We start from the raw sequence: 21174 nt of genomic DNA, 5'->3' as shown, positions 1-21174 counted from the left end.
GTCTACCCGCAGAGCTAGCAGTTCTCAGTCTGTGGATCGCACGCCTTGTTTTTCTGTTTCTGTGGCTTGGGCTTGACCGCCTGCTCGGGCTCGGCCTGCTGCTGCTCGGCCGCTGGCTGCTCCTTGGCCTTCCGCTTCTCAGGCTTGGCAGCCTGCTCCGGCTCAGCCTGCTGCTGCTCGGCAGCGGGCTGCTTCTTGGCCTTCCGCTTCTCAGGCGTGGCCGTCTGTTCGGGCTCGGCCTGCTGCTGCTCGGCGGCGGGCTGCTTCTTGGTCTTCGGTTTCTTAGGCTTGGCCGCCTGTTCCGGCTCGGCCTGCTGCTGCTCGGCGGCGGGCTGCTTCTTGGTCTTCGGCTTCTCAGGCTTGGCCGTCTGTTCGGGCTCAGCCTGCTGCTGTTCCGTGGCGGGCTGCTTCTTGGTCTTCGGCTTCTCAGGCTTGGCCGCCTGCTCGGGCTCAGCCTGCTGCTGCCCGGCGGCGGGCTGCTCCTTGGCCGTCGGCTTCTCAGGCTTGGCGGTCTTTTCCGGCTCGGCCTGTTCGCTCGTTGCTGCGCCTTCGGTCGGCTTCGATTTGCGGCCAGCCTGAACCTGCTTCACCTCCTCGATGTCTTTGAGCTTAGCTGGTTTGGCATCGGCATCGGCTTTCACCTCACCTTGAAAGACCGTGACCGTATCGTTTTCCAATTTGCCGGACTGCTCGGGCGCGTCGGTCTTGCTGACCTTGACGGCAGTCACCTCCTGGTTCGTCTCCTTCTCGATCACATCAACATCAATGACTTTGTTGATCACCACATTGTTCTGGATCGTCACGTCGCCGGCCGGCTCGGCCGCCTCGACGATGCGCACAAACTCCGGCTCATCCCGGATAACGACGGTAGAAATGTCCGCAGCAAGGAATTCGCGGGTGGGGACCACAACCCAGTAATAATCCGGCGTCGTGTCGAAGGTCACCTCGATTGAAATCAAATCCGGATCGCGGCGCGGCGGCAGCGGAGCCCAAATCATGTGCTCCCTGTCACGACGCCAACTCACCCATGCCGGCGCCCAACGGGTGCCCGGAACCCAGTACCAGCCGATATCGTCGGCATAGCCCCACCGGCCGTAATGGTACGTCGCCCAGCCGAATGGCTCGTCGGATATCCACAGCCAGCCATACTGCTCGGTATAGGCCCAGTGTCCAACGGTATACGGACGCCAACCGTCAGGTACATCAACCGGCACGAAAACGGTCGCTCCGTGATACGAGACCCAATCACCATAGGAAGACAGGTCTTCGTAGAATGTGCTGATCGAAACGGTGGTGGCAGCCCTTGCCTCGGACACAAGCGACAACGGCATGATCGGGTTGGGAATTTGGACGACCGTGAGCAGACAGGCGGTTACGCCGCCGAGCATCAGTCGCACCGCAATTTGGGCAAGGACGCGTTTCATCGTAATCTTCCTCCGAAACAGATCGCCCTTCATCCTACAAACCCGCCGGCTGCCGGATTGTTCCACTTTGCTGACGTTACCCGCATCCCCTCCGGCAACGGCTTGGCATCGCACCATGATACCAAATATCAGAGTTGCTTCATGAGGGCGGTGACCGTCACAAATGCGCGGCGAAGGCGCGGCGATAGGTCGTTGGTCAGCGGGCCCGACGGTAAAGGAGCCGCCGCAACAGGCTCTGCGCCAGGCTGTTCGGGCGAAAACCCAGCCGCTGCGCCGTCTCACGAATCCGCTCGCGCGTCTCGGCAGTCATCCGCCCCTGCCCGTTAAGCGCTTTTGAGGCGGTTGCAACGCTGACGCCGGCAACGGAGAGGCCAGTAGCGTGTCGATTTGGGTGGTTGGCGACGCTTGAAGGACTGAGAAAAGGTTTTCCCAGAGGAGGTTAAGATGCGAATGCTGGGAATGCAAGCGGGTATAGTGGGGTGGGTGAGGCGAGCAGCGGTTACCAGTCAACGACCGCCTTGCGCCCAAGAACAGACGCTCGCGGCCAGCGCGGAGTTTGAAAACCCTCAAGCAGCGGGCGATTAGTCGCTTGACTGATAGGATGATGGCAACCCAGTTGTGGTAGTAGACTTAGGTAAGTTAATCACACGTCTCCAATGCTTTGAAATACGCAGTTGTGAAAAGGGGTTCCTCCAAGGCGGGCCCAGGTCGGGAGTTAGCGCACATGGAAGTCATGGATGCCGCGCTTAGGGCCGAGGACGACAAGGGAAATCGCGATCCAGCGGCTGCGCTTAGATCTAGCCCTCTCCGCATCGGTATCTCTACGCGCGCGCTTTTTGACTTGGAGGAAGAGCATCGCATATTCGAGGAGTACGGCGTCAAGGCTTATGCCGCTATGCAGCTCGAACGGGAGGGAGTCATCCTCGGCAGGGGCGCCGGCTTCGAGGTGGTCGAGCGGTTACTCGCGCTGAACGATCCCGGCGCGGCGCCTTATGTCGAGGTGATCCTCTTGTCGCAGAATTCGCCAGACCTCTCGCTCCGGGCCTTCAAGTCGATCGATCACCACGGGCTTGTCGTTAAGACGGGTAGTTTTACTAGCGGGCGGTCGCTTGCGCCCTTTGTACCGGCGTGGGGCATCGACCTATTTCTCTCGAACGCGGACGCGGACGTAAAAGGAGCGGTAATTGGCGGTGCGGCTGCCGCCCGGCTCGGCTTGGCACCTAAGGACCGTGCCGAAACGCCCTCGGGCGAGGTCCGGGTCGCGTTCGACGGCGATGCTGTCGTGTTTGGTCCCGAGTCCGACGCGATCTACAAAGAGGATGGATTGGACGCCTTCCTAGCTCATGAGACCGCGAACGCGAGCAATCCAATGGCGCGCGGCCCGTTTGGAAATTTTCTTCATAAGCTGTCCGCGTTGCGGCGAGTTTTCCTGGATGAGGGTAACGTAAGCAAGGTCCGCATCGCACTAGTCACGGCTCGGAACGCCCCTGCCCACGAGCGTGTCATTCGCACGCTGAGGGCTTGGGGGACACCTGCCGATGAGGCGCACTTCGTCGGAAGCCGTGAGAAAGCACCTATATTAAAGGCACTCGGTGCGCACATTTTCTTCGACGACCAAGAGAAGCACGTACTCGGCGCGGCGGCAGTGGTCCCCGCCGGCCATGTTCCTGGACCGCACGATCCGGCTGCACCGGTGATACCGGCAGGTTGACTCGGCGTGTTTTAAGATCGCGTCTCTCTTGGTCCAAGGTCAACAAGGCGCCACGAGCGGACGCTTGGCGAGTATGACCCGAGCGTCTCGATTGGGCCGTTAGCGGACGATCCGGTTTCAACCAACTTCTGCGGTAAAGCGGTCGTTCCGAAACCGACCCACAATGGGTCGTCGCATTTGTCAAAGCCGCGTCCCGTGCGAGAGCCGACCTCATCGTTGGCGAGTGGCCTAGTGTCAGATCTTCAAAAACCGATAGGCGAAGCGATCGGTCTCGCCCTTGATCGAGGGATCGAAGACCTTGATCGAGTGCGAATCGTCCTTGTTCGCGAGGATGGTGCTTTCCGCGTCCAGTACGAAGCCAGCCGCCTCCACCTCCTGCCGAACGGATGCAGGCTCAATACGATGCAGCGACTGGGCGTCGCTCGTGCCCGCCCCGACGGCGGCGGCGTGGTCTACGATGACGTAGGACCCACCGGGCTTCAGCCGCTCATAGACCGCTCGATTGAACTGGGCCGCCGTCGCGCCCCTGGCCTGAATCAGCGCGGTGTGGAGATCGTGGTAGAACAGGTGCAACCACAGGACATCCGCTGGCTGCGTGACCTCCGGCATCGCCACGAGGTCCGCCGAGACGGCCTCGACGTTCCCTCGGCCCGGCTCCTTCGAGAGCGTCTGGATGCGGCCGACCGGATCGTTCTTGAAGTGGGCGACCTCGGCCGGCACGAAGCTGTAGACCCGCCCCTCTGGTCCGACGATGTCGGAGAAGAGGCGCGTCCAGTCTCCGTCGCCAGGGTACACGTCGATGACGGTGGAGCCCGCATCGATGCGGGCGAACCGGATCAACTCGGATAGCTTGGATTGGTCGTACATCGGAATCTCCCTTACGGTTAGGCATTCGACGAGCGGGCGGCGTGCGAGGCGGGCAATCCACGGCTGATCCACCGTCTACCCCGAGCCGATGGCCGCAGAGGGCCAGCGCTACGCGAGCCCGGACGCGTCCATCTGCGAGGCCCGGGCCAGTGCTTGCGTGTCGACATATTCCCGGATGTTGGTCAGCCTACCATCCCGGACCGTGATGGCGAAGATCCAGTCGTCCTCGAACGTCCTGTTCGTAGCTTTGATCTTTCCCCTCGCGAAGCCGACGACGAGGACCCGGTCTCCTTGCGCTACGAACTCCCGGGGTTCCGTGGACGTTTCTATCGACTTGGATGCCGTCTCAAGCAAATCCGCCATCCCGGCGTGTCCGTGGCGCGTTCCGGCCAGCGGCCAGTCCTCGCCCGGGATGATCCACTCGATGTCTTCGGCGGCCAGCGCCAGCAGAGCCTCCCTGTCGCCGCGGCCGATCGCGGCGAAGAAGTCCTTCACCGTCTGGATGTTCTTCTCAATGCTCATGGAACTTCTCCATTTCGCACGGATCGCATCGTGCTCGATCCGATCCGTGCATCGTGGCCCTGCCGGTTGGCACGTCGTGTTCATCAGTCGAACTTGACCAAGTCCTTGAAGATCAGTTGACCCCAGCTATTTCCGCGCGCCTGGACTAGCAATCCGCCTTCCGAAAGCCCGCCAAGTTTGATCGGCGCGAAACCGAGCTTTTCCGCGAGCGCACCAATCTCCGCTGCGGCAGCGTCATCGTCGCTCGCCAGGAACACGACTCTCCTGCCACCATGCACGGCCGGGTCTTGGTCAAGGGTGGCAGCGATCAAATGGTTGAAGCCCTTGACCAGTCTTGCGCCAGTGAAGGCCTGTGCGACGAACTTGGACGAAGGCTGTCCTCCCAGTTCCTCAGGGGGCACGCCGTAGGCATTGGTCACATCGATGATCGTCTTGCCCTGCCAGCTGGGGAGCGCCTTCGCGACATCCGGGTGCGCTTCGAAACGGACCGCCAAAAAGATGATGTCCGCCTTGACCGCTTCCGCCAGTGTTTTGGGGATGATCGTGGGTCCGATCGCGGCCGCGTCGGATGCAAAGCTTTCCGGGTCGCGCGTGGTTGCCACGGACACTTCGATGCCCTTGCGGGCAAACGCCTTGGCGAGAGCGTGACCGATCTTGCCGAAGCCGATAAGTGCGTAACTCATAATGCTTCTCCGATCCTGTGTTAACGCCGGGTCAGACCTGCGCCATGCCTCCATCGACCGCCAGATCCACGCCGGTGATGTAAGAACTTTCATCTGAGGCGAGGAAGGTGACGGCAGCCGCAATTTCCTCTGGCTTTCCCCTGCGACCCATTGGGATCTGTGACGCAAACTGGGCGGCCGCTTGCTCGGCTTGCTCGGGGGTAAGGCCTGTCGTTGTCTCTAAGGCGGGGGTCTCGATTGGCCCGGGGCTCATCGCGTTCACGCGGATTTTGCGGTCTTTCAGCTCCAGTGTCCAAGCGCGCGCAAAGTTGCGCACAGCAGCCTTACTCGCGGCGTAGGTGCTAAACCCTGGAACCCCCAACACGTTCGACACTGAAGAGTTCAGGATAATCGAACCGCCGTCTTTGAAGAGAGGAAGGGCCTTCTGCACCGTAAAGAACAGACCCTTCACGTTCACATCGAAGGTCTGGTCAAAATGGGCCTCAGTAGCGACCGCGAGCGGTGCGATTGTCCCTGCGCCCGCGTTCGCGAAGAGAATGTCGATGTGACCATGTTTCTCTTTCACGATGGCATAGAGGTGGTCCAGATCTTCCAAGCGCGACACGTCGCCGACGACCGCCGTAACGTTTCTCGTAATGAAGGCTGCGGCCTCCTTCAGCTCTTTCTCTCTTCGCCCGGTGATCACGACGTGCGCACCTTCTTCCACGAAGCGCTTGGCTGTCGCTAACCCGATCCCGCTGCTTCCGCCCGTGATGACTGCGATTTTACCTTCGAGTGCTTTCATAATCTTTTGTCTTTCGCTGATTGGCTGTACGGTGAGGTTTCATCGAGATCCTCAAAATGGGTTCGCCGAAGTCAGGCGGTGAGTGCGGAATCGCGCACATCGGTGGTGCGAAAATGATCCAGCTACTACAGATCAGTGTGTTAGAATGGGCTTGGAAGGCGCACCGCGCGGTGCCGGATTGCACCATGATCGACTGGGATGACATTCGCTACTTTCTTGCCGTCGCGCGCGGAGGCTCGGTGCGGGCTGCCGCCAAGCGCCTCGGCGTCAACCACGCGACGGTGCTGCGACGCATCGCCCAGCTCGAGGACCGCCTCGGGGCGCAGATGTTCGAAAAGCTGCCTTCGGGCTACCGCCTGACGGCTGCGGGCGAGGAGGTCCTCGAGCTCGCGAACCAGATGGAAGCGTCGTCGCACCAGCTGGAGACGCGCGTCTTCGGGCGCGACCAGAGCGTGCGCGGGCTTCTGCGGGTGACGTTGGCTCCGTCCCTCGCGACACACCTGCTCATCGCGGACTTCGCCGATTTCGCGCGTCTGCATCCGGACATCGAGATGGAGATCTTGTCGTCCGGCGAGCTCGCAAATCTGACCAACCGAGAGGCCGACGTCGCCATCCGCGTCGTCTACGACCGCAAAACCCTGCCGCTCAATCTTCACGGCCAGAAGGGACCGGAGCTGTTCGGCGGCGTCTACATGTCCTGCGATCGACTAGCCGCATGGCGTGCGGGCGCGCCTGATCCCATCCGGTGGATCGTCATAAGCATTCATGGAATTCCGGAATGGGCCAGCGAGGGTGAGGTTCGCACCACGAGGATCCCATTCAGGACCACGGACGGCGAGGCGCAGATCGCTGCTGTACGGCAAGGGCTCGGGATGACGACACTGCCGTGCTTCATTGGCGATGCCGACCCCCTACTGGTGAGGGTGCCGGGCACCGATCTGCACATGTACGGAACGCTCTGGCTTCTCACACAGGGTGAAACACGCAAGACGAAGCGCGTGCGGCTCTTCACGGAGTTCGTATCCCGCAGGCTCGCCGCGTACGCTCCGCTTCTCGGAGGGCTGTCCATATCGCGCGAGGCGACGGTGCAGCTGTCGCCGGCTAGATGACCGAATGGCGGCTTCTAGGAGCAAGGAAACTTTGGCACGAATGACCGAATGTAAGGCGCATTGCTGCCATTCGAGAAGCGGACAATGAAGGTCGCCAAGTGGTCAAAAGTGGCCGTTCCAACTCACCCACCAACACGCCGGCGGCGCCTCACTGCTTAAAGCAGTTCTCGCGGTGCCACTGCAAGAAACGAGGATGCGGGCGCTCAGACTGTCGGCGAGGCGGAAGTGCACGGCGAGTCTTGTTTGCGAACGCCTGCACGCTGTCGAGGTCATTAACCTGTCGCGAGATCAGGATTTCCAGATCGTCGGATAGGCTGATCAATCCGCGATCGAACATCCAATGCGCTGTACCGGACAGTGCGATCCCATTGTTGACAATATCGGGACCGTTCGCTTCAACCGGTCGAATATGCGCCGCGGAAACCTCTGCTCGGCCGCCGCCATTTATCAACTTGAGTCCCGTAATCGCGCAGCGTTCGTCATAGGCGCGCAAGACGATGCGGCGGAAAATACGATCTCGTACGATTCGTGACCCAATGTAACTCACGCGGTCACGGCTCTGCTCGAACTCGAACGGCGCTGGCTCATCCTGAAAGCCAAGCGACGTGCCGCTCTCATCAACGCGCGGCAGCAATAACTCATTACTGTCCAAGCCGAGATCGATAATGCGGTTGAAGTCGGTTGGACTGATTGGCCGGACCGCCGATTGGGCGCGACCGGAAATCCGCCCTTCGTCGTTAAGTACACTCTTCTCAACGATGCCATTCGCGCCGTTAAACGGAACAGGATTGACGAAATCGAGGTAGGTTCCGGGCTCGATCAGAGCGAGGTACATATCAGGCTTCGCAGGATCGGGGATGACCTGTTGGACTTTGGCTACGGCGAAATAGCCGCGGCTCTCTTCTACCTTGCTGGGCTCATAGTAGATGATCCAGTCGCCGACGCATGCTTCAACCCGGCGCAGATATTGGCTAGGAAACTGGTATTGCTCAGCCGGGTGGTCTTTGTAGATCGAATCTGACCGGTGAATGAAGACCCCGAACCCCATGATCTTTCTACAATTTGTTCTTTGGAGATGCCTGCCCCAGGTAATATCATCCGACCTTGGGAGCTTAGTCCAGGTCGGAGAAGCTTTTCCCCACCTATCGGTCTTTGGAAGCTAATGGGGAACGCCCCTCCCCATGACAGAACGCGGCTCTAATTCACCGGGCCTGTCGCAAAAGCCCCGTCCCATCCGTCCCCCGACAGAAACGACCCCCCATGAGAAAACTCATCATCAGCGAATTCATCAGCGTCGATGGCATTGCCGAGGTCGAGAAGCTGCCGGGCGTGACCTGGAACGATGAAATGCAAAAAGTTCAAGGATGACGAGCTGGCCGACAGCGGCGCCATGCTTTTGTGCGCACGACCTATGAGATTTTTGCCGGCTCGTGGCCTAAGGAGACCGGAGACTTCGCCGACCGGTTCAACGCGCTGCCGAAATATGTCGCGTCGACGAGTTTGACGCCGCGTGGATCGGGGCGTCTCCGGCGATTGATGCGATCGAGTTCGCAGCCACCAGGCGGAAGGCGCCCTTTCTTGCTGCTGCGGTAGGAAGACTTCGTGATTCAGCCACCAACCCAAATTGCTGGATTTGGCAGCCCAGGAAGTATAGGCTTGGTTTTTGGTTCAGCGATGGAACAGAGACTAGCCGCAATTCTGGCTGCCGATATGGCGGGCTACAGTCGGCTAATGGAGGCCGACGAATCCGGCACGCTCGCACGCCTTCGCACCCATCGCATAGAACTGGTCGATCCCGCCATCGCGAAGAACAAGGGCCGGATCATCAAGACCACCGGAGACGGCATGCTCGTTGAGTTCCAGAGCGTGACCGATGCCGTGAAATGCGCCGTGGAAATCCAACAGCGCATGAAACGGCGCAATTCGGATGTGCCGCAAGAACGGCGCATCGAATTCAGGATCGGCATAAATCTCGGCGACATCATTTTCGACGATGATGATATTTTCGGCGACGGCGTCAATATTGCCTCGCGCATCGAGCAACTCGCCGACGTCGGCGGCATCTGCGTGACCGCAGCGGTGGCGACCCAAATTGCCGACCGTCTCGAAATTGCCATGGAGGACCTGGGCGAGAAGACGTTAAAGAACATCAGCCGCCCGGTTCGCCTCTATCGCGTTGGGTTTGACAGTCCTGTCCTGCCACAAGTCGAGGCAAAGCGATCCATCTCGAAACCTTCGATAGTGGTGCTGCCATTCAGCAACATGAGCGGCGACCCCGAGCAGGAATTTTTCGCGGACGGACTGACGGAGGACATCATCACGGAACTGTCCCGCCACCATGAGCTGTTCGTCATCTCGCGCAATTCCGCCTTCGTCTACAAGAACCGCGCCGTGAATGTGCGCGAGGTGGCCGAAAAACTCGACGTCCAATACCTGGTGGAGGGAAGCGTCCGCAAGATCGGCGACAGGGTGCGCGTGACGGTTCAGCTCATCGACACGGCGAATGACGCTCATATCTGGGCAGACAAATATGACCGGAAGCTGGACGACATATTCGCGATTCAGGATGAGGTGACCGCGGCGATCGCAGCCACGCTGCCCGGTCGTGTCGAGGCGGCTCAGCGGGACCAGCTCGCGCGGGCGAAACCTGCAAATATGGCCGCGTATGAATGTGTGCTTGCTGCCAAGGTGCTGCATCACCGAAGCACGATTGCGGATAATGAACGCGCGCAAACCTTGATAGAGAGGGCCGTCGCGCTCGACCCCGATTATGCCCATGCCCATGCCTGGCGGGCCTGCATTCTTGGCCAGGCCTGGGTCCATAACTGGTGCGAAGACAGGGATGCCGTCTGGAACAACATTAAGGCAGCGCTGGACAGGGCGCTGGCGCTGGACAACAACGATGCCGATGTCCACCGCATCCTCGCCGCAGTGAACGTGAACAACAATGAGCTGACCACAGCGCGCTACCATCAAGAGCGGGCGCTGGCCCTCAATCCCAATTACGACCTCGTGGTGGTGCAGCAAGGCGAGTTATTGACGTGGCTGGGGAGGCCGGAAGAGGGAATTGAATGGATCCGCAAGGCAATGCAGTTGAACCCGCACCACCCGGAGAGGTTCTGGAGCCATCTGGGAAAGGCGCATTTCGCCGCGCGCCAGTATGGCGAGGCGATCGAAGCTTTCATGCATCTGTCAACCATGGACTCGGTTCAGCACGCTTTCGCCGCTGCCTGCTACGGCTGGCTCGGCGACGAAATCGCGGCCGCGGCGCATCTAGGCAAGATCAGAACGCTCGATCCCCAATTCGACCTCGATTCATTTATCGCCACCCTGCACTATGCCCAGGAGTCTGATGTGCAGCACGTCCGCGAAGGACTGCTGAAAGCCGGTATTGCCCACCTGTAGGCAGCCGGTAACTACGAACCAGATCCAATCGGGGACAGGCAAAAAAGACCGGCCTCCGATACGGACCTTGTGGCATGACTGAACGACGGGCAGGCCGGAGAAGCTTCTCCCACGGTATCGGTCTTTGGAAGCGAACAGGGGAAAGCCCTGCCCCTGAAAAAGCGCCGCGCTAGTTGATGGCGCAGTTCGCACAAGACCCGCGCCCGCCTCCGGCAGAAAGGAACCCGCCATGCGAAAACTCATCGTCACCGAATTCATCAGCGTCGATGGGATCGCCGAGGTCGAGAAGCTGCCGAGCGTCGCCTGGAACGACGAGATGCAAAAATTCAAGGACGACGAGCTTGCCGATAGCGGCGCCATGCTTTTGGGGCGCACGACCTATGAGATCTTTGCCGGCTCGTGGCCCAAGGAGACCGGAGATTTTGCCGACCGCTTCAACGCACTGCCGAAATATGTCGCCTCGACCAGCTTGACGGCGCTCGACTGGCAGCCGGCAGAGCTGCTGACTGGCGCCTTGCCGGACGCGGTCAGAGGGATGAAGCAAGGCAGCGGCGGCAACATCTATGTGCATGGCAGCCTCAGCGTCGCGCAGGAATTGCTGCGCCACGGCCTTGTCGACCGCATCAGGCTGCTCAGCTACCCCGGTGCCGTCGGCCAGGGCAAGCTGCTGTTCCCGCCCGGCGCGCAATTGCCGCTCGAGCTGATTTCGGCCAGGCAATTCAGCAACGGCGTGGTGGCGCTGGAATATGCGGCTGGAATGGGCAAGCCGTGATGAAGGCTAATCTCCCCCCTTGAGGGGGAGATTGGCAGCTTCGGCCAAGGGCGCCTCGCCCAAATCTACCGCCCCCGCCCGCCTGCCTCCACCTTCTGCACGGCCGCAATCAGCATCTCGACAAACCTCATCACCTTGGGCGGGCGGAAGCGGGCGGCGGGGTAGACTGTGTAGATGCCGCCGGAGGGCAGCCGCCACTCGGGCAGGATCTGCACCAGCCGCCCGGCGGCCAGCTCGTCCCGCACCAAAAAGTCCGGCAGCACCGACAGGCCGGCGCCGGCGCGGACCGCCGCCAGCACTGCCGGCGTCGCGTCGATCGCAATCGTTGCCTGCATGCGCACGGCCTGCTCGTCATCGCCGCGCGAAAATTGCCATAGCAGCGGTTCGCGCAGCGCCATGTTGGCGACGAAGGGCAGCCCGGCAAGATCTTGCGGTTCGCCGGCGGTGAACCGGCCTGCAAAGCCGGCGCCGCATACCATGAATTGTTGGAAGGTGCCGATGCGCCGCGCCTGCAGGCTGGAATCGGCCAGCCAGCCGACGCGGATGGCCACGTCGATGTGGCCGGAAACCAGGTCGATCGTCTCGTCGCCCAGCGTCAGCTCCACCCGGCAGGCGGGATAGCGCGCGCTGAAGGCGGCGACCACCGGCACCACCGCCGACGTGCCGTAGTCGTTAGACGCGGCGATGCGCAGCGTGCCGGTCGGCTCGGCGGCGGCCTGCGCGAGCTCGTCGAAGGCATCCTCGGCCTGCTGCAGGACCTGCAGGCAGCGGGCATGGAATGTCCGGCCGGCCTCGGTCGGATGGACGCGCCGCGTCGTGCGGATCAGCAGCGTCGTTCCGACATCGCGCTCCAGCCGAGCTACCTGCTGGCTGACGACCGCCTTGGTGATGCCCAGCCGCTCGGCGGCCCGCGTGAACGATCCGGCATCGACCACCGCTGCGAAATAGGCCAGACGGTTCAGGTTCATGCTTCGCTCATGGCAGGTGCAGCTCATTGTCAGGCAATGGCATACATTACGTCTATTTTGTCGGCCTTCAATACGCATTCCGCTTTTGCAATCTTGCGGGCATCGAGGCTGCGCGCCGCCGAGTTCCGCATTCCCAGGAGACATCCATGTTCACACGGAGAGCCATCATGAAAACCACCCTCGCCGCCGGCGCTGCCGCGGTCTTTGCTCCCGCCGGGCTCGGCCATGCGGCCGGCGGGCTTTCCTGGAAGCATTTTCCCGCTGGGCAAAACGGCTTCTTTCGCGCCCCGGTGCTGGTCTCCGGCGCCGCCGAAGCCGTGCTGATCGATGGCGGTTTCACCTACCCCGACGGCCGGGCCGTGGCCGAGGCGATCAAGGCGACGGGCAAGACGCTCACCACCATCTATGTCAGCCAGTCCGACCCGGACTATTATTTCGGCCTCAAGCCGATCAGGCAGGCGTTCCCGCAGGCACGGGTGATCGCCGCGGCCGAGACGGTGGCCGCCATCAACGGCAATGTCGAAAAGAAGCTTGCCGTCTGGGGGCCGCAGCTGAAGGAGAATGGCCCGCAGGCGCTGGCCGATGTCGTCATCCCCGAAGCGTTCGACGGCAAGGCGCTCAGCGTCGATGGCGAGAGCATCGAGATCGTCGCCGCGGAAGGCCTCGCCAACCGGCGCTATCTCTTCGTGCCGTCGCTGAACGCGGTGTTCGGCGGGGTGATGATCTTTGCCGGCGTGCATGTCTGGACCGCCGACACGCCGACCAGGGAACTGCGCGCCGCCTGGCTTGCCAATCTCGAAAAGATCGCGGCGCGCAAGCCGGCGATCGTCGTGCCCGGGCACATGGCGCCTGAGGCCGCTACGGACCTTTCGGGCGTCGAGCACACCAGGGCCTATCTCGTCGCTTTCGAGGAAGAACTGGCCAAGGCCAAGGACGCTGCCGCGCTGAAGAGCGCCATGGAAGCCCGCTTCCCCGGCCTCGGCATGGGCGTCGCGCTCGACATCGGCTCCAAGGTCGCCACCGGCGAGATGAAGTGGGGCTGAGATTGGCGCCAATCTCGAGCTGATCCGCGCCACTTACGAAGGATACACGCTCATGGTCCAGCGGGCGCTGACGCCCGACGACTGACGGCTGTCATCCGCCGAGACGGTTTGTGCGCTTGCTGGTTTCGGCCTTGGTGCAGGCCTCGACCGCCTTTTCGATCTCGCGCTTCAGTTGGTCCTTGATCGCCACCGTCTCGGCCATCAGCGCCTCGACCTTCATGAAATCGAGCACCCGGTATTTCGACACCGCCGGCCGGATCAGAATGTCGGGCCGGCTCTGGTTGAGCTTGCTGGCGATGATCGACTGCATCATCAGCTGCGTGGCGCCGAACATCAGGTCGACGGAGGTCGGGAATTTGCGCCCGGCCTCGGTCGGCGCGCCGACCACGTCGACGGCAATGATGATGTCGGCGTCGAGCTCGATGAGGTCGAACGGCACGGGATTGTAGATGCCGCCGTCGATCAGCAGCCTGCCGTCGCGCATCACCGGGCGGAACACCGCCGGGATCGCCGCCGAGGCGGCCAGCGCCGAATGCAGCTCGCCTTCGTCGAGCACCGCGAGCTTGTGTCCGTAGAAATCGGTTGCCGTCACCTTCAGCGGTATTTTGAGTTCGGCGAAGGTCTCGGGAATGGCGTCGGGGAGGAATGCCTTGAGGATGCGCTCGACATTGAACTGGCTGACCCGCAAGCCGCCCTGCACCGCCTCGGCAAAAGTGCCGGGCCGCGCCCGCCACATGCGCGTCGCCACTTCGGCGCGGCGGCCGAGGATCGAGCGCGTATAGTCGTGGATGTCCTTGCCGGTCATGCCCGAGGCCATGCCGGCGCCCATGATGGCGCCGATCGACGAACCGGCGATTGCCGCCGGCCTTATGCCCAGCTCGTCCAGCGCCTCGATGACATGGATATGCGCCAGCCCACGCGCGCCGCCGCCGCCAAAGGCGATGCCGAAGCTAGGGCTCATCCCTTGTTGGCCGCGCCGAGCTTCGGCCCGACCACCATGACCGCCGGCTCGGCGGAGAGCAGCTTCTTCGCCGCCGCCTTGACCTGGTCCAGCGTCACCGCGTTTATCAGCGCGGCACGGCGCTGCATGTAGTCAATGCCGAGCTTGCCGAGCTGGATCTCGACCAGCGTTGAGGCAATCGCGCCGGAGGAATTCAGATTGTTGATGGCATAGGCACCGATCATGTATTTCTTGGTCGCCGCCAGCTCGGCTTCGGTCGGCCCCTCCTCGGCCATGCGCTTGACCACGTCGCGCACCACAGCCAGCGTCTCGGCCGCCCTGTCGGCGCGGGTCGAGGTGGTGATGGACAGCGCCTCGGAATGCTGGTGGTCGACGAGGTCGGAGCTGACGCTATAGGCCAGGCCGCGCTTCTCGCGCACCTCGTCGAACAGCCGCGAGGTGAAGGTGCCGCCGCCGAGGATCTCGTTCATCAGCACGGCGGCGAAGAAGTCCGGCGCATTCCGCTTCACGCCGGGATAGGCGAGTTGCAGCGAGGCCTGCGGCTGGTCATAAACGACCTCGAGCTGCTGGCCGAGCTTCAGGTCGATGTCGGGAACGGGCGTAAGCGCCTGCTTTTCCGGCAGGCTGCCGAACACCAGGTCGAGCTTCTGCTTCAGCGTCTCGGCGTCGATGGCGCCGACCACCGCGACATGCAGGCCGTTGCGGGCGAAATTCGCCTTGTGGAAGGCGCTGAGATCGGCCGGCGTGATCGTCGCGATGCTTTGCCTGGTGCCCTGGTCGGGCCGCGCATAGGGATGCCGGCCGTAGATCGCGTCCAGCCATTTGCGTTGGGCGAGCGTGTCGGGATCGCGCTCGTTGGCGATGATGCCGGACAGGATCTGCGAGCGGATGCGGTCGATCGGCACCTGGTCGAAGCGCGGCTGGTTGACCGCCACGCGCAACAGGTCGAAGGCGCCGTCGCGCTGCTCGGCCAGCATGCGCATCGAGCCGTAGATGCCGTCGCGCTGCGCATCGAAGCTCATCTCGGCGCCGACATCGTCAAGCTTGATCTGGAAGGCCTCGCTGTCGAGGTTGCCGGCGCCTTCGTCGAACAGGCCGCTCATCAGATTGGCAAGCCCTTCCTTGCCGCGCGGATCCTGCGTCGCGCCGCCATCGAAAACGAAACGAATGGCGACGATCGGCACCGAATAATCCTCCACCAGCCAGGCGGTGATGCCCTTCGACGAGGTCACCTCCTGGATGTTCATGGCGGCGCGGGCGGAAAGCGCCGGCAGGACGAGGAAGACGAGGGAGAGGATGAGGGTTGCTAGAAGAGGACCGGCGTGCGCGCGCTTCCCTTCTCCCCTTGTGGGAGAAGGTGGATCGGCGCGAAGCGTCGAGACGGTTGAGGGGTGTTGGACGGAGTGCCGTTGGTGCCAAGCTGGAACACCCCTCATCCGACCGAGCTTCGCTCGGCCACCTTCTCCCACAAGGGGAGAAGGGGAGGAGCCCACGAGGGGAGAAGGCAGAGCGGGACCATGCTGGCTCATCATCAAATCAATTCCCAGCCTGGGTTTGCGGCAGAAGATAGCCGGTCGTTGCGTGGTCGAGATTGAGATAGCGGGCAGCGACCGCCTTGACCTGGTCGGCGGTGACCTTGCGGATGCGGTCCGGCCATTGCTGGACATCCTGGACGTTACCGCCGGTGGCGAGCGTCGAGCCGTAGATGTTGGCCATGTCCTCCTGCTTGTCGCGGGCAAAGATCATCGAGCGGACGAAACGGTCCTTGGATTTTTCCAGCTCGTCGCTGGTGACGCCGTCTTTCGCGATGCGGGCGATCTCGGCGTCGACCGCGGCTTCGATGTCGGCAAGCTTGGCATCGCCGCGCGGCGCGCCATAGACGGTGAAATTGGTGTCGTCGAGCATGGTGCCCTGGAAGAAGGCGCCAGCCTCGGCGGCGATGCCTTGCCTGACGACAAGCTCCTGGTAGAGCCGGCTGCGGTTGCCGCCGCCAAGGATTTCGGACAGAACGTCGAGCGCTTCGGCTTCGCCCGGTTTTGCCGTGTGATAGGACGGAACCACCCATTGCGTGGTGAAGCTCGGAACGCTGACGCGCCCGTCGGTCAGCGTCACCGTACGCCTGGTGTTCTGTTCCGGCTCGACCGGGCGGATGCGCGGCGGCAGATCCGGGCCGCGCGCGACCTTGCCATAGGTCTTTTCGGCCAGCGCTTTGACCGTTTCCGGCTCGACATCGCCGGCCACCACCAGCACGGCGTTATTGGGCGTGTAGTATTTGTTGTAGAAGGCCATCGCGTCGGTGCGGTTCAGCTTCTCCATCTCCTGCATCCAGCCGATGACCGGAATGCGGTAGGGCTGGTTCTGCCACAGCGTGGCGTCGATCTCCTCGTCGAGCACCGCCTGCGGATTTGAGTCGATGCGCGAGCGGCGCTCCTCGAGGATGACGTCGCGCTCGGTCTTGATGACATCGTCGTTGAGGATGAGATTGCGCATGCGGTCGGCCTCGAAGCCCATCATCTCACCGACCGCCTGCGGCACCACCGTCTCGTGAAAGGCGGTGTAGTCGTAGGAGGTGAAGGCGTTGTCCGAGCCGCCGATGGAAGCGACGGCGCGGTCGAGCTCGCCGGCCGCATGCTCGCTGGTCGCCTTGAACATCAGATGCTCGAAGAAATGGGCAATGCCGGACTTGCCCGGCGGCTCGTCGGCGCTGCCGATCTTGTACCAGACCATATGGGTGACGATCGGGGCGCGGTGATCGGGGATGACGACGACCTCCATGCCGTTGTCGAGCAGGAAATCGGTCACGACGCTATCGTCAGGATTGTTATCCGCCAGAGCCGGCGCGGCCATCACCAGAGCCAGTCCCAAGAGCGTTCCGCGCAGCCATTCAGCCTGAAATGTCATAGATGGCTCCGGTTTGTGATGGGACGATAGGCGGGGTTGCTGGTCGAGGCAAAGCGAATTGTTCGTCATTTTGAAGGCGCCATCGTGGAAGCCGAACTCAGGCGGCCTCGATGAACCGGATGACCGTCTCGCCATAGTTGCGCTCGTCGACAACCGAAAAGCCCAGCCCTGCCTCGAACGGCGCCGCCGCCGCTTCCTCGATGACGCAGAGCGCGCCAGGGGCTAGCCAGCCGCCGGCCTTGGCCGAGCGCAAAGCGCGTTCGCCAAGGCCCTTGCCATAGGGCGGATCGGCAAAGACCAGGCCAAATGCGGCGATGGTGCCCGCCTCGCCCAAGCCCGTCGCGTCGCGGCGGAATATCTTGGTGCGGCCGGTGAGGCCGAAGACCTCGACATTGGTGCGGATCAGGCCGCGCCCTTCGGCGGATTCTTCGATGAAGACAGCGTAGGAGGCGCCGCGCGACAGCGCTTCGAGGCCGAGCGCGCCGGTGCCGGCGAACAGGTCGAGCACGCGCGCGCCGTTCAGTTTTTCGGGAAAGCGATGCGTCAGCACGTTGAAGACCGCCTCACGCGTGCGGTCGGTCGTCGGGCGGATGGCAAAGGTGCGGGGCGTCGCCAGCGGACGCCCGCGAAACTCACCGCCGACGATCCGCATTGCTTCCCTTCGGGCCGCCACGCGGCCGGTCGCCACCACTATCCGGACGCTCGCCGCGTGGCTTTCCGAACGGCTTTGCGCCGCCGCCTTGCGGCTTGCCGCCGGGCTTGCCGTAAGACGGCTTGAACGAGGCCTTGCGCGCCTTGTTTTCTGCCGCCTTGGCGGCATCTGCCTCAGCCCTGCCCTTGCCGATCGGCCGTGCGCCCGGCGCCATCCAGACATTGGCCTTGCGCTGGCCCGGCGGCTCGATCGGCCGCTGCTCGCGTTCGGATTTCTTCCCACCGAAGCCGCCACGAGGCTTGTCGCCACGGGGTTTGTCCCCGAAGTCGCCGCGTTCAGGTCTGGGGCCACGCTCGCCAAAGCTCTTTTTCGGCCCAAAGCTCCTGTCGGGGCTTGTCGACAGCTTGCCGAGCGCTTCGTCGCGGCTGCCTTCGCGGCGCTTGCGGTTCTTAATCAGGCCGCCCTCGCCGATCGGCCGGCGTTCGCCGTCGCGGGTGAATTTCGGCCGCTCGGGCTCCTCCTCCCGCTCACGCCTGACCGGTTTGTTGGAAAACGGCTTGGCGATATCGGCATCGAAATTGGCGCCTGATTCCTCGACCAGGCGCTCACCGAGCTGGTCGCGCAGCACGCGGCCCTTGATCTCCAGCACATGGCCGTCCGGCAAATCGTCGAGCTGGAACGGCCCGTAGGAAATACGGATCAGCCGCGTCACGTCGAGACCGAGCGAGCCCAGGATGTTCCTGACCTCGCGGTTCTTGCCTTCGCGCAGGCCGAGTGTCAGCCAGGCGTTCGAGCCCTGCTCGCGGTCGAGCGTCGCTTCGATGGCGCCATAAAAGACGCCGTCGACGGCAAGGCCTTCGCGCAGGCCGGCAAGCGCGCTTTCTTCGACCTTGCCGTGGACGCGCACGCGATAGCGCCTGAGCCAGCCGGTGGCCGGCAGTTCGAGCACCCGCGACAGGCCGCCATCGTTGGTGAGCAGCAGCAGGCCTTCGGTGTTGATGTCGAGCCGGCCGATGGTCATCAGCCGCGGCAGCCCAGGCGGCAGCACGTCGAAGACGGTTTTGCGGCCTTCGGGATCGCGGTTTGTCGTGACCACGCCGGCCGGCTTGTGGAACAGGAACAGCCTGGTGCGCTCGATCGGCGGGATCTCCATGCCGTCGAGATGGATGATGTCGCCGGGCATCACGTTGAAGGCCGGCGAGGACAACACCTTGCCATTGACCTTGACGCGGCCGGCCGCAATCAGTTCCTCGGCGTCGCGGCGCGAGGCCAGGCCGGCACGCGCCAGCCGCTTGGCAATGCGTTCGCCGGCTTCTTCCGTTGCCTCGACGCGACGCGGGCGCGGCTTGAAGCCGCCTTCCGATGCCGCCTGTGCCCTTTGTGCCCCATGGGGTCGATCGCCGCCAAAATCACGTTTGGGACGATCGCCGAAGTCACGCTTGGGATGGTCGAAGCGCCTCTCGCCGCCCTCGACTTCGGCAGCTGCCGGCCGGTCGCCGCGCGGTGCGTAAGGCTTGCGCGGACCTTCGCGATTTTCATAAGGCTTGCCCTCCGGACGCGCCCCTTTGCTGAACGGCCTGTCGCCGCCTTTGAAGTCGCGCTTCGGCCGCTCGCCTTCGGCAGCTTCTGGCCGGTCGCCGCGCGGCGCATAAGGCTTGCGTGGACCCTCGCGCTTTTCATAAGGCTTGCCTTCCGGACGCGGCACTTTGCTGAACGGCCTGTCGCCGCCTTTGAAGTCGCGCTTCGGCCGTTCGCCTTCGGCCGCCGCCGGCCGGTCGCCGCGCGGAGCATAAGGTTTTTTGGCGCCGAAGGACGGCTTGCCGCCCTTGCCGCGAGCGCTATCGCGACCGCGCGGCCCCGCCGGTTTCGGGCCGGCCTTGCGCGGGAATTTCTTGTTTTTGTCGTCCATGTGGCCTTTGCTCGTTTGCGCGGGTAGTAACAGGATCGCGCTCTAGTGGCGAGGAGATAATCGGAATGGAAACCGCGTGAAGCGGCAGGATTTCATGGCGCTGGCGCTGAAAGAAGCCGAAGCCGCCGCCCTGCGTGGCGAAGTGCCGGTTGGCGCGGTCGTCGTCGGCGGCGATACGGTCGTTGCGAGTGCCGGCAACCGCACCCGCGAGTTCGCCGATCCCACCGCCCATGCCGAGATGCTGGCGATCCGCGAGGCCTGCCGCAAGCTTTCCAGCGAGCGGCTCAGCGGCCACGATCTCTATGTGACGCTGGAGCCGTGCGCCATGTGCGCCGGCGCCATCTCCTTCGCCAGGCTGCGCCGGCTCTATTTCGGCGCTGCCGACGAGAAGGGCGGCGCAGTGGTCAACGGCGTTCGCTTCTTCACGTCACCGACCTGCCACCATGTGCCCGACATCTATCCGGGCATGGCCGAGAACGCTGCAGCAGCGCTGCTGAAAGACTTTTTTCGCGAGCGACGCGGACCCTGATTTTCTGGTCCGCCAGACGGTCCAAATCCAAGTCAACCATCCAGGCCAGAAAGTCTCTGGCGCCGTCAGGCTACCAAGGCAGCCAGTCGAACATGCCGCCACTCTTGCTCTTGGCGGCCGCCTCCTTCTTGAGGCGTCGTTCCTTCTTGTACTCGTCCTCGCCGAGGTCGCCCTGCGGCGCAGTGTCGGCAGCAGCGCGGTATTGCACCGGCGGCTCGCTCAGATATCTGCGGGTGGTCGGGTCGCCCTGTTTGCCTTCAGCCCGGCGGCGCATGATTTCCGCGGCGCGGCCCTTGTCCGAATCGGCCGGAGTCCAGGCTGGCGGGTGGCTCGAGCCCGACTGCTTCAGCGCGGCCTTGACCGACGCCGGATCCGTCTGCACGTCATCGATGACCTGCGCCTGGTAGGCCGGGTCGTCCTGATGCAGCGTGGCATCGGCGCGCAGGCGGGCACGGCGCTGCTCCGGCGATTCGGGCCATTCGGCGCTTGCCGTCTCGATGCTTTCCTGCGGCGGCGGCAAGACTTCCTTCTGCCCCGGTCCTGGCTTCACCAGCGTGGGGCGCGGCTTGTAGTCGATACTATCCTTGCGCTTGGGTGCGAAGGAAAACGCCCCGGTGAGGTCACCGGCAAGCTGCGCGCCCGCGGTCTTGTCGGTCCCGTAAGTGGGCGAGCCCATGCAGCCGGACAAAGCGAGGCCCGATACGACAAGCGGCGCTAGCAGCGCAACGCGCGCGTAAGTTCTCTCGGTCATGCCAAAAAGTCCCACTGTAGACAGCCTCTCGATTGCCGCCGGCCAAAGAAAGGTCCGGTCCCCATCGCCTATGCTCTTCCGACGGAATTCCGGCGACAATTTGTCGTCCGGAGTTTCGCGTGTTTACCTCAACCACTCGTTAAGGGCAACGCGCGGGGGCCGATCGGCCGCCCGCCGTGGCAT

At 63.0% G+C, this 21174-nt stretch carries 19 protein-coding genes and 1 pseudogene; 6 read left to right on the top strand and 14 right to left on the bottom strand.

Annotated elements, in window-relative coordinates; translation table 11 throughout:
• Positions 1 to 14 precede the first annotated feature (14 nt).
• Together NKH23_RS09575 and NKH23_RS09570 are read right to left on the bottom strand one after the other, a co-directional pair.
• Positions 15 to 1424, bottom strand: a complete 1410-nt coding sequence (locus NKH23_RS09575) for a DUF6600 domain-containing protein (protein WP_353034598.1) — start codon at positions 1422 to 1424, stop codon at positions 15 to 17.
• 204 nt (positions 1425 to 1628) lie between these two features.
• Positions 1629 to 1785, bottom strand: a pseudogene (locus NKH23_RS09570) (LacI family DNA-binding transcriptional regulator); the annotation flags it as partial.
• 363 nt (positions 1786 to 2148) lie between these two features.
• On the opposite strand from NKH23_RS09570, the gene NKH23_RS09565 reads away from it, so the two are divergent.
• On the top strand, positions 2149 to 3135 hold the full coding sequence (locus tag NKH23_RS09565) for a 5'-nucleotidase (RefSeq protein ID WP_352911178.1): 987 nt from the start codon (positions 2149 to 2151) through the stop codon (positions 3133 to 3135).
• Positions 3136 to 3369: 234 nt separating this feature from the next.
• Here NKH23_RS09565 and NKH23_RS09560 read toward each other — a convergent pair whose 3' ends face one another.
• The 4 genes from NKH23_RS09560 to NKH23_RS09545 all read right to left on the bottom strand — a co-directional run bounded on the left by NKH23_RS09560 (position 3370) and on the right by NKH23_RS09545 (position 5991).
• The gene (locus tag NKH23_RS09560; RefSeq protein WP_353034596.1) at positions 3370 to 4002 is read right to left on the bottom strand and encodes a class I SAM-dependent methyltransferase; all 633 of its coding nucleotides are present in this window, start codon (positions 4000 to 4002) and stop codon (positions 3370 to 3372) included.
• 108 nt (positions 4003 to 4110) lie between these two features.
• Positions 4111 to 4524: a nuclear transport factor 2 family protein gene (locus NKH23_RS09555; RefSeq protein ID WP_352911184.1), complete on the bottom strand. Its 414-nt coding sequence runs from the start codon at positions 4522 to 4524 to the stop codon at positions 4111 to 4113.
• An 83-nt stretch (positions 4525 to 4607) separates the two neighbouring features.
• A complete protein-coding gene (locus tag NKH23_RS09550) occupies positions 4608 to 5207 on the bottom strand; it encodes an NADPH-dependent F420 reductase (RefSeq protein ID WP_353015237.1) in 600 nt (199 codons plus the stop codon).
• Positions 5208 to 5238: 31 nt separating this feature from the next.
• Positions 5239 to 5991 carry an SDR family NAD(P)-dependent oxidoreductase gene (locus NKH23_RS09545; RefSeq protein WP_352911187.1) on the bottom strand — a complete coding sequence of 251 codons (753 nt, stop codon included), beginning with the start codon at positions 5989 to 5991 and terminating at the stop codon, positions 5239 to 5241.
• A 185-nt stretch (positions 5992 to 6176) separates the two neighbouring features.
• On the opposite strand from NKH23_RS09545, the gene NKH23_RS09540 reads away from it, so the two are divergent.
• A complete protein-coding gene (locus NKH23_RS09540) occupies positions 6177 to 7100 on the top strand; it encodes a LysR family transcriptional regulator (RefSeq protein WP_353025037.1) in 924 nt (307 codons plus the stop codon).
• Positions 7101 to 7248: 148 nt separating this feature from the next.
• On the opposite strand, the gene NKH23_RS09535 is transcribed toward NKH23_RS09540, so the two are convergent.
• The gene (locus NKH23_RS09535; RefSeq protein ID WP_352911190.1) at positions 7249 to 8148 is read right to left on the bottom strand and encodes an HNH endonuclease; all 900 of its coding nucleotides are present in this window, start codon (positions 8146 to 8148) and stop codon (positions 7249 to 7251) included.
• 626 nt (positions 8149 to 8774) lie between these two features.
• On the opposite strand from NKH23_RS09535, the gene NKH23_RS09530 reads away from it, so the two are divergent.
• Together NKH23_RS09530 and NKH23_RS09525 are read left to right on the top strand one after the other, a co-directional pair.
• A complete protein-coding gene (locus NKH23_RS09530) occupies positions 8775 to 10505 on the top strand; it encodes an adenylate/guanylate cyclase domain-containing protein (protein WP_352911621.1) in 1731 nt (576 codons plus the stop codon).
• 229 nt (positions 10506 to 10734) lie between these two features.
• On the top strand, positions 10735 to 11277 hold the full coding sequence (locus NKH23_RS09525; RefSeq protein WP_352911192.1) for a dihydrofolate reductase family protein: 543 nt from the start codon (positions 10735 to 10737) through the stop codon (positions 11275 to 11277).
• Between the two features lie 65 nt (positions 11278 to 11342).
• Here the strand turns inward: NKH23_RS09525 and NKH23_RS09520 are convergent, their stop codons facing one another.
• Positions 11343 to 12245 carry a LysR family transcriptional regulator gene (locus tag NKH23_RS09520; RefSeq protein WP_353015990.1) on the bottom strand — a complete coding sequence of 301 codons (903 nt, stop codon included), beginning with the start codon at positions 12243 to 12245 and terminating at the stop codon, positions 11343 to 11345.
• A gap of 146 nt (positions 12246 to 12391) precedes the next feature.
• Here NKH23_RS09520 and NKH23_RS09515 point away from each other — a divergent pair, with 146 nt between their 5' ends.
• Positions 12392 to 13288, top strand: a complete 897-nt coding sequence (locus NKH23_RS09515) for an MBL fold metallo-hydrolase (protein WP_352911196.1) — start codon at positions 12392 to 12394, stop codon at positions 13286 to 13288.
• A 91-nt stretch (positions 13289 to 13379) separates the two neighbouring features.
• Here the strand turns inward: NKH23_RS09515 and NKH23_RS09510 are convergent, their stop codons facing one another.
• From NKH23_RS09510 to NKH23_RS09490, 5 genes are all read right to left on the bottom strand, one after another.
• The gene (locus NKH23_RS09510) at positions 13380 to 14249 is read right to left on the bottom strand and encodes a patatin-like phospholipase family protein (protein WP_352911199.1); all 870 of its coding nucleotides are present in this window, start codon (positions 14247 to 14249) and stop codon (positions 13380 to 13382) included.
• The gene (locus NKH23_RS09505; RefSeq protein ID WP_352911202.1) at positions 14246 to 15496 is read right to left on the bottom strand and encodes a M16 family metallopeptidase; all 1251 of its coding nucleotides are present in this window, start codon (positions 15494 to 15496) and stop codon (positions 14246 to 14248) included. Before NKH23_RS09505 ends, NKH23_RS09510 begins: the two co-directional genes overlap by 4 nt.
• 289 nt (positions 15497 to 15785) lie before the next feature.
• Complete coding sequence (locus NKH23_RS09500; RefSeq protein WP_352911205.1) at positions 15786 to 17150, bottom strand: M16 family metallopeptidase; 1365 nt, start codon at positions 17148 to 17150, stop codon at positions 15786 to 15788.
• A 97-nt stretch (positions 17151 to 17247) separates the two neighbouring features.
• Positions 17248 to 17802: a 16S rRNA (guanine(966)-N(2))-methyltransferase RsmD gene (gene rsmD, locus NKH23_RS09495; protein ID WP_352911208.1), complete on the bottom strand. Its 555-nt coding sequence runs from the start codon at positions 17800 to 17802 to the stop codon at positions 17248 to 17250.
• Positions 17783 to 19711, bottom strand: a complete 1929-nt coding sequence (locus NKH23_RS09490) for a pseudouridine synthase (RefSeq protein ID WP_353034593.1) — start codon at positions 19709 to 19711, stop codon at positions 17783 to 17785. Before NKH23_RS09490 ends, rsmD begins: the two co-directional genes overlap by 20 nt.
• A 76-nt stretch (positions 19712 to 19787) precedes the next feature.
• Here NKH23_RS09490 and NKH23_RS09485 point away from each other — a divergent pair, with 76 nt between their 5' ends.
• Entirely contained in the window at positions 19788 to 20240 is a 453-nt protein-coding gene (locus NKH23_RS09485; RefSeq protein WP_292653914.1) for a nucleoside deaminase, read from the top strand.
• Positions 20241 to 20310: 70 nt separating this feature from the next.
• Here NKH23_RS09485 and NKH23_RS09480 read toward each other — a convergent pair whose 3' ends face one another.
• Positions 20311 to 20991, bottom strand: a complete 681-nt coding sequence (locus NKH23_RS09480; protein WP_352715085.1) for a hypothetical protein — start codon at positions 20989 to 20991, stop codon at positions 20311 to 20313.
• Between the last annotated feature and the right edge of the window lie 183 nt (positions 20992 to 21174).

Source organism: Mesorhizobium sp. M1328 (assembly GCF_040318075.1).
Classification (GTDB): domain Bacteria; phylum Pseudomonadota; class Alphaproteobacteria; order Rhizobiales; family Rhizobiaceae; genus Mesorhizobium.
Note: the sequence above shows the minus strand (reverse complement) of the source record. Positions and strands in the feature narration are given on the sequence as shown.